The sequence below is a fragment of the Bradyrhizobium sp. 62 genome, assembly GCF_023073035.1.
In the GTDB taxonomy this organism is placed as follows: domain Bacteria; phylum Pseudomonadota; class Alphaproteobacteria; order Rhizobiales; family Xanthobacteraceae; genus Bradyrhizobium.
The window spans coordinates 466,309-474,681 of record NZ_JADPIT010000016.1 but is presented as its reverse complement, the minus strand read 5'-3'; the positions used below and the strand labels follow the sequence as shown (position 1 = coordinate 474,681).

The window sequence follows — 8,373 nt, the reverse complement described above, 5'->3', positions numbered from 1 at the left end:
CTCGACGAGCCGTTCTCGGCGCTCGACGCTTTCACCCGCCGCGACCTCCAGGATCATCTGCTCGATCTCTGGGCCGACACGCGGCCGACGCTCATCCTCGTCACGCATGACGTCGACGAGGCCGTGGTGCTGGCCGACCGCGTGCTGGTGATGCGGCCGCGGCCGGGCCGGCTGTTCGACCAGATCGAGATCAATCTCGGCCGGCCGCGCGACCGCAATTCGCTGCTGTTCGAGAATTTCAAGCGAAGTGTGCTGACGTCACTCGACCGCTCGCTCGACCGCAGCGTGCCCGACCGTGACGCAACCCAGGGTCCCGGTCAGGCCATGTGGTGGTGACAATTTCTCTCTGAGCCGGTACATCGCGATCCGGTACTTTGTAGAGGCAATTTTCCCGGGAGAGACAAAATGGACGCCGCAGCACTGCGCCAGATGCAGGCCCCGATCAAGGAGCGCTACAAGACTGACCCCAAGACCGCGATGATCACGTTGAAGGCCAAGGGCTCGACCGACAGCGAGGGCATCGCCTGCAAGGTCGAGACCGGCCGCGCCATCGCAATGGCCGGCCTGCATCCCGCGACCGGCGGCTCCGGCCTGGAGCTTTGCTCCGGCGACATGCTGCTGGAGGCGCTGGTCGCCTGCGCCGGCGTCACGCTGAAATCGGTCGCGACCGCCATCGAGGTGCCCTTGAAGACCGGCAACGTCTACGCCGAGGGCGATCTCGATTTCCGCGGCACGCTCGGCGTCGACAAGGAGACGCCGGTCGGCTTCGCCGAGATACGCCTGCGCTTCGACGTCGACACTGATGCGCCGCAAGACAAGCTCGACCTGCTGCTCAAGCTCACCGAGCGCTACTGCGTGGTCTATCAGACCATCAAGAACGGCCCGAAGGTCTCGGTGTCGATGCAGCGGATGTAGCGAGCGAAGGCCGCTCGCTCGCCCAACAATTCGTGTCGTCTCGGCGAAGCCCGGGACGACAAAAGAAAAAAATGTCCCCCGAGCTCCACTTCATCCTCATCCTCGTTCTGCGCATGATGGTCGCGGCGGCGTTCGTCGTGACGGCTTCGATCATCACCGAGCGCTCAGGGCCGGTGATCGGCGCGCTGGTCGCGACCTTGCCGGTTTCGGCCGGACCATCCTACGTCTTCCTCGCGCTCGACCACGATGCCGCCTTCATCGCGCAGGGCGCACTGTCGAGCTTGCCGGTCAATGCAGCGACGATCTTCATGTGCGTTACCTATGTGGTGCTGGCACAGCGGCGCAGCCTTCTGGTGAGTTGCGGAAGCGCGGTCGCGGTCTGGATCGTGTTCGCATCGATCATCAAGCAGTTCGACTGGTCGCTCACCGCTGGGCTCGCCGCCAATCTGATCGCGTTCGGCATCTGCATTCCGCTGCTCGCGGGCTATCGCCATGTGAAGATGCCGCTGGTGACGCGGCGTTGGTATGACGTGCCGATGCGGGCATTGCTGGTGGCGACGCTCGTCGCCATCGTCGTCTCGACATCGAGTTCGGTCGGCCCCCGCATCAGCGGCATCATCGCGCTCTACCCGGTCGTGTTCACCAGCATCATGGTGATCCTGCATCCGCGCATCGGCGGCCCTCCGACTGCTGCGGTGCTGGCCAACTCCGCCTGGGGTCTGCTCGGATTCGGCATGGCAATCGCGGTGTTGCACGTCGGCGCCGCCAATTTCGGCTCCGCGATCGGGCTCTGCATGGGGCTTGCGACCTGCGTCGTTTGGAATCTGACGCTGTGGTGGAACGGGCGAAGGAAGCGATTGGCGCACTACACTCGTCATTGCGAGGAGCGAAGCGACGAAGCAATCCAGACTGCCGCCGCGAAGAGATTCTGGATTGCTCCGCTCCGCTCGCAATCACGATTGCGGAAGGACCGCTCACTGCTTCGGCAGCTTGGCCTTCAACGCATACAGCGCATCGAGCGCTTCGCGTGGCGACATCTCGTCCGGATGCAGTGCCTTCACCGCGTCCATCAGCAGTTCGGCCTCGCTCAGCGGGGCGGCTTCTGCGGCGGCGCGCGAGGGCACTGCGAACAGCGGCAGATCGTCGGCGAGCGCGCGCGCGGTCTGACCGCGATCCTGGGCTTCCAGCTTCGCCAGCACCGATTTCGCGCGCGTGATCACGGCTGGCGGCAGGCCCGCGAGCTTGGCGACCTGGATGCCGTAAGAGCGATCGGCCGAACCCGGCAACACCTCGTGCAGGAACACGACATTGCCCTGCCATTCCTTCACCCGCACGGTCGCGTTGAACATCCGCGGCAGTTTTGCGGAGAGCGCGGTCAGCTCGTGATAATGCGTCGCGAACAGCGTGCGGCAACGATTGCTCTCGTGCAGATGCTCGATCGCGGCCCAGGCGATCGAGAGGCCGTCGAAGGTCGCGGTGCCGCGGCCGATTTCATCAAGGATCACAAGCGCGCGCTCGCCGGCCTGGTTCAGGATCGCGGCCGTCTCGACCATCTCGACCATGAAGGTGGAACGGCCGCGGGCGAGATCGTCGGCGGCGCCGACACGCGAGAACAGGCGATCGATGATGCCGATCCGCGCCCGTGTCGCCGGCACGAAGCTGCCGATCTGGGCAAGCAACGCAATCAGCGCGTTCTGGCGCAGGAAGGTCGACTTGCCGGCCATGTTCGGACCGGTCAGCAGCCAGAGCTGGCCGGATTTTTGCGCAGGGCCCGGCGAGAGGTCGCAGGCATTGGCGATGAACGGCTCGCCATTGCGCTTCAAGGCCTGCTCGACCACCGGATGACGGCCGGCCTCGATGGCAAAGCCGAGAGACGAGTCCACCTCGGGCCGCACATAGGTCTCGTCGATCGCCAGCTTGGCAAGCGACGACGCGACGTCGAGCAGCGCAAAGGCGTGGGCGGCGGCGCGCAGCTCCTCGCTGATTGCCAACGCCTTGGTGCAGAGCCGCTCGAAAATTTCGAGCTCGAGCCCGAGTGCGCGGTCGCCGGCATTGGCGATCTTGGCTTCGATCTCCCCCAGTTCCGAGGTGGTGAAGCGGACCTGGCCGGCCAGCGTCTGGCGGTGGATGAAAGTCGCGTTCAGCGGCGCCGACATCAGCTTGTCGCCGTGCTGCGCGGTAACTTCGACGAAATAGCCGAGCACGTTGTTGTGCCGGATCTTGAGACCCTTCACCCCCGTGTTGTCGGCGTAGCGCGCCTGCATCGAGGCCACCACCAGGCGCGAGGCGTCGCGCAAGTTTCGCGTTTCGTCCAGCGGAGGCTCATAGCCCTGGCGAACGAACCCGCCGTCGCGCTTGATGAGCGGCAGTTGATCGTCGAGCGCCCGGGCGAATTCCGCCGCGAGCTCGCGCGATGGCCTTTGCAGCGCCGCCATCACCGCGGCGATCTCCTGCGGCGGCTGGTCGAGTTCGCCAAGCCGCGTCAGCACCTGGTCGGCGGCGATGATGCTGTCGCGCAGGCCGGCGAGGTCGCGCGGCCCGCCGCGGCCGACCGATATACGGGCCAGCGCCCGCGACATGTCGGGGGCGCCGCGCAGGATGCTGCGGATGTCCTCGCGCGCGGCCGAGTCGGCAACGAAGCTGCCGACGGCATCGAGCCGCCGCGCAATCGCCGCCGCATCGGTCAGCGGCGCGGCAAGCCGCTGCGCCAGCAGGCGCGAACCGGCCGAGGTCACCGTGCAGTCGATCGCATCGAGCAGCGAGCCGCGGCGTTCTCCGGCCAGCGTCCGCGTCAGTTCGAGATTGGCGCGAGTGGCGGGATCAATCGCCATGGTCGCACCCGAGGCTTCACGCGCTGGCGGCGACAGCGGCGGATGCTTGCCGACTTGGGTGCGGTCAACATAGGTGACGGCAGCGGCGGCAGCAGTGGCTTCCAGCCGCGTGAGCTGCGACAGTCCGTCCATGGTCGCGACGGCAAAATAGTCGCACAGCCGCTTCTCGGCGGTGGCGCCGTCGAAGACGTCGCGGGTCAGCGGCGTCACCGCCGGCAGCTCGCGCAGGGTCTGTCCGAGCTCGCTATCGTTATAGAGTGCGTCGGTGACGATCACCTCGTTCGGATTGATGCGCGCGAGCGTGGCGGCGAGTTCGCCGCCCGAACATTCCGTCACCATGAATTCGGCGGTCGAGATGTCGATCCAGGCGAGGCCAAAGCGGTCACCGCCCGCCGATGAGCGCGCGCGCGCGAGCGCCAGCAGGTAATTGTTGGCGCGCGCGTCGAGCAGCGTGTCCTCGGTCAGCGTGCCCGGCGTGACCAGGCGCACCACGCCGCGGCGCACGACGCTCTTGTTGCCGCGCGCCTTGGCGGCGGCGGGATCCTCGGTCTGCTCGCACACTGCGACCCGGTGGCCGCCGGCGATCAGCCGGTGCAGATAATCCTCGGAGCGCTCGACCGGCACGCCGCACATCGGGATATCGGCGCCTTGATGTTTGCCGCGCTTGGTCAGCACGATGCCGAGTGTCCTGGAGGCGATCTCTGCGTCCTCGAAGAACAGCTCGTAAAAGTCGCCCATCCGGTAGAACAGCAAGAGGCCCTGATGCGCCGCCTTGATTTCAAGGTACTGTTCCATCATCGGCGTGACGCGCGCGGCGGCTTCCGCCTGCGGGGCGGCCGCTTCGTCGGGGGGCGGCACTGGGATCGGCTGTTGCATCGTCATGGGCGGCGCAACCTACAAAATTTCACCCCGCGCTCCTATCGCTTTGGCCGGGGAGGGGAGGTTTTCCACGTTGTCCGCACCGCGGCATGCGCAACTCGCGTGCGCACCCCTCGGAACACGGGCGTATCGGTCAATTGACCTGCCGCGGGCGCCCTCCTAAAACTCCGTCGACATTGAAGAATTTAGGCCGGATCGCGGCATTCAGGGAGAACAACGATGCGTGACGTCTTTATCTGCGATGCCGTGCGGACCCCCATCGGCCGTTTTGGCGGCTCGCTCGCCAAGGTGCGTGCCGACGACTTGGCTGCGGCCCCGATCAAGGCTCTGATGGCCAAGCACCCCAATCTCGATTGGGCACAGGTTGACGAGGTCTTCTTCGGCTGTGCCAACCAGGCCGGCGAGGACAACCGCAACGTTGCACGCATGGCGCTCCTGCTTGCGGGCCTGCCGGATTCGGTTCCGGGCCAGACCCTGAACCGGCTCTGTGCCTCCGGCCTCGATGCGGTCGGTGCCGCCGGCCGCGCCATCCGTTCCGGCGAGATCGAGCTTGCGATTGCCGGCGGCGTCGAATCCATGACGCGCGCGCCCTTCGTGATGGGCAAGGCGCAGGAAGCGTTCTCGCGCTCGGCTGAGATCTTCGACACCACGATCGGCTGGCGCTTCATCAATCCGCTGATGAAGGCGCAGTATGGCGTCGACGCGATGCCCGAGACCGGCGAGAACGTCGCCGAGGAATTCCAGGTCTCGCGCGCCGATCAGGACGCCTTCGCGATCCGCTCGCAGCAGCGCGCGGGCGCCGCGATCGCGGCCGGCTATTTCGCGGAGGAAATCACCCCGATCACCATTCCCGGCGGCAAGGCCGGCCCTGTGACCGTCGACAAGGACGAGCACCCGCGCCCCGAGACCACGCTCGAAGCTCTGACGAAGCTCAGGCCGATCGTGCGCAATCCCGGCACGGTGACCGCCGGCAACGCCTCCGGCGTCAATGACGGCGCTGCCGCGATGATCCTGGCGTCCGAGGCTGCCGTGAAGAAGCACGGCCTGACGCCGCGCGCGCGCATCCTCGGCCTCGCCTCGGCCGGCGTGCCGCCGCGCATCATGGGCATCGGCCCGGTGCCGGCCACCCGCAAGCTGATGGAGCGTCTCGGCAAGAAGATCAGCGATTTCGACCTGATCGAGCTCAACGAAGCCTTTGCCTCGCAGGGTATCGCCTGCATGCGCCAGCTCGGCGTGGCCGACGATGCCGACTTCGTCAATCCGCATGGCGGCGCGATCGCACTCGGTCATCCCCTCGGCATGAGCGGCGCGCGCCTTGCGCTCACCGCCGTGCACGGCATGGAGAAGCGCGGCGGCAAGCTGGCGCTCGCCACCATGTGCGTCGGCGTCGGCCAGGGCGTTGCCGTCGCGATCGAGAAGCTGAACTGACGGGACGGGTAGCGTTCCGTCATCCCGGGACGGTGCATTTGCACCGAACCCGGGATCTCGAGATTCCCCGGTGCGCAATTACGCACCTGAGGTCTGGTCCTTCGGACCATCCCGGAATGACAGGGAGAAAGTAGCCCATGATCATCGCCCGCGAGCAGGACGTCACGGCCGCGGCATTGGCGGTGATGGAGCGGACGTCCGATCCCCGGCTGCGCCAGATCATGGTCTCCCTGGTCAAGCATCTGCACGGTTTTGTTCGCGACGTTCGCCTGACCGAGAAGGAATTCCGCGACGCCACGGCTGTGATCGCGGAACTCGGCAAGCTCTCGACCGACACGCATAACGAGGTCGTGCTGATGGCAGGCTCGCTCGGCATCTCGCCGCTGGTGTGCCTGCTGAACAATGGCGATGAAGGCAACACGGAAACCGACCAGTCGCTGCTCGGGCCGTTCTGGCGGCTGAACTCGCCGCGGGTGGAAAATGGCGGATCGATCGTCCGCTCCGAGACACCGGGCGCGCCGCTGTTCGTCAACGGCCGCGTCGTGGACAAGGACGGTCGCCCCGTCGCCGGCGCCGAGGTCGACGTCTGGCACGCGTCGCCGGTTGGTCTGTATGAAAATCAGGACCCCGAGCAGGCCGACATGAACCTGCGCGGCAAGTTTACGACCGACCAGGACGGAGCCTTCTCTTTCCGCTCCGTGATGATGGTCGGCTATCCCATTCCGACCGAGGGCGTGGTCGGCCGCCTCCTGGAGGCGCAGAGCAGGCATCCCTATCGTCCCGCGCACCTGCACGCCCTGGTCTTCAAGCCCGGATTCAAGGTGCTGATCTCGCAGGTTTACGACCCTGCCGATCCGCATATCGATAGCGACGTGCAGTTCGGCGTGACCAGGGCGCTGATCGGCAAGTTCCTGCGCCATGACACGCCACATCCGACCGAGCGCGACGTCGCGACGCCCTGGTATTCGCTCGACCATGTCTACCGGCTCGAAGCCGGCGAGGCTGTCCTGCCGCGTCCGCCGATCAAATAGGGCGCAAAGCCGCTTCCCCCAATTAGTTATATCCTATAATGATTGGCGGAAGCGTAGACCGGTCGGAAAAGGGCCGGGGGAGGAGTTCGCCAATGACATTCATCTATCCCGTCGACAGCAACACGGCGCATCCGTTGCCGCTGTCGCCCGAGTACAAGAGCTCGATCAAGCGCGCGCCGAACAAGCCATTGATCCCGATGCGCCATACGCTGTCGGAGCTGACCGGCCCGGTCTACGGCCACGAGACCGTGCGCGAGGGCGACAACGACCTCACCACCCAACACACCGGTGAGCCGCTCGGCGAACGCATCATCGTGCACGGCCATGTGCGCGACGAGGACGGCCGGGGCGTGCCGAACTCGCTGGTCGAGATCTGGCAGGCCAATTCCTGCGGCCGTTACGTTCACGTCCGCGACCAGCATCCGGCGCCGCTCGATCCGAACTTTACGGGCGCCGGCCGCACCGTGAGCGACGCCGCCGGTTGCTATCGCTTTGTCACGATCAAGCCTGGCGCCTATCCCTGGGGCAACCATCACAACGCCTGGCGTCCCGCACACATCCATCTCTCGGTGTTCGGCCATTCCTTCGTCACGCGTCTCGTGACGCAGATGTACTTCCCAGCCGATCCGCTGTTCCCGTTCGATCCGATCTTCAATTCGGTGCCGGACGAAAGGGCGCGGGCGCGGATGGTGTCGTCGTTCGATCTCGAGAACACCCAGCCCGAATGGGCGCTGTGCTACCGCTTTGACATTGTGCTGCGCGGCAAGAACGCCACCCCTATGGAGAACCATTAAGTGCAGGACAATGGGATCACGCCGTCGCAGACCGTCGGCCCGTTCTTCAAATACGGCCTGACGCCGACCGGCGAGTATGCCTGGAACGATGCGTTCACCAACTCGACCCTGACGCCCGACGTCACCGGCAATCGTGTCCGGATCGAGGGCCGCGTGTTCGACGGCGATGGCGTCGTTGTGCCTGATGTCATGCTGGAGATCTGGCAGGCCGACGCGCAGGGGCGCTTTGCCGATCCGCAGGACAAACGCGCGCTGCCGAATGCGAGCTTCCGCGGCTTTGCCCGCTGCGGCACCGACAAGGACGGCAATTATTCCTTTGAAACCATCAAGCCGGGTGCGGTGCCCGATCCCGACGGCAAGCCGCAGGCACCGCATATCCTGCTTGCGGTGTTTGGCCGCGGCATGCTGCGGCATCTCTACACCCGCATCTATTTCAGCGACGAGGCCGGCAATGCCGCCGATCCCGTGCTGGCGGTGGTGCCCGCCGACCGTCGC

6 protein-coding genes and 2 pseudogenes are annotated in these 8,373 nt (G+C 65.9%); 7 read left to right on the top strand and 1 reads right to left on the bottom strand.

Annotated features, from left to right (window positions below):
• From IVB47_RS21205 to IVB47_RS21195, 3 genes and pseudogenes are all read left to right on the top strand, one after another.
• A pseudogene (locus IVB47_RS21205) lies at window positions 1–336 on the top strand (ABC transporter ATP-binding protein); the annotation flags it as partial.
• 69 nt (window positions 337–405) lie between these two features.
• Window positions 406–915, top strand: a complete 510-nt coding sequence (locus IVB47_RS21200) for an OsmC family protein (RefSeq protein ID WP_027566043.1) — start codon at window positions 406–408, stop codon at window positions 913–915.
• 71 nt (window positions 916–986) lie between these two features.
• Window positions 987–1,766: pseudogene (locus tag IVB47_RS21195) on the top strand (hypothetical protein); the annotation flags it as partial.
• A gap of 123 nt (window positions 1,767–1,889) precedes the next feature.
• Here the strand turns inward: IVB47_RS21195 and mutS are convergent.
• Complete coding sequence (gene mutS / locus IVB47_RS21190) at window positions 1,890–4,628, bottom strand: DNA mismatch repair protein MutS (protein ID WP_247463945.1); 2,739 nt, start codon at window positions 4,626–4,628, stop codon at window positions 1,890–1,892.
• 216 nt (window positions 4,629–4,844) lie between these two features.
• Here mutS and pcaF point away from each other — a divergent pair, with 216 nt between their 5' ends.
• The 4 genes from pcaF to pcaG form a co-directional block, all read left to right on the top strand.
• Window positions 4,845–6,053 (top strand): 3-oxoadipyl-CoA thiolase, encoded by a 1,209-nt coding sequence (gene pcaF / locus IVB47_RS21185; protein WP_247463942.1) that lies wholly within the window; start codon window positions 4,845–4,847, stop codon window positions 6,051–6,053.
• A 137-nt stretch (window positions 6,054–6,190) separates the two neighbouring features.
• Window positions 6,191–7,084 carry a dioxygenase gene (locus IVB47_RS21180; protein WP_247463939.1) on the top strand — a complete coding sequence of 298 codons (894 nt, stop codon included), beginning with the start codon at window positions 6,191–6,193 and terminating at the stop codon, window positions 7,082–7,084.
• 92 nt (window positions 7,085–7,176) lie between these two features.
• The gene (gene pcaH / locus IVB47_RS21175; RefSeq protein ID WP_247463935.1) at window positions 7,177–7,878 is read left to right on the top strand and encodes a protocatechuate 3,4-dioxygenase subunit beta; all 702 of its coding nucleotides are present in this window, start codon (window positions 7,177–7,179) and stop codon (window positions 7,876–7,878) included.
• Window positions 7,879–8,373, top strand: a 495-nt coding sequence (gene pcaG, locus IVB47_RS21170; RefSeq protein ID WP_247463930.1) for a protocatechuate 3,4-dioxygenase subunit alpha, incomplete at its 3' end; no start/stop codon positions are given.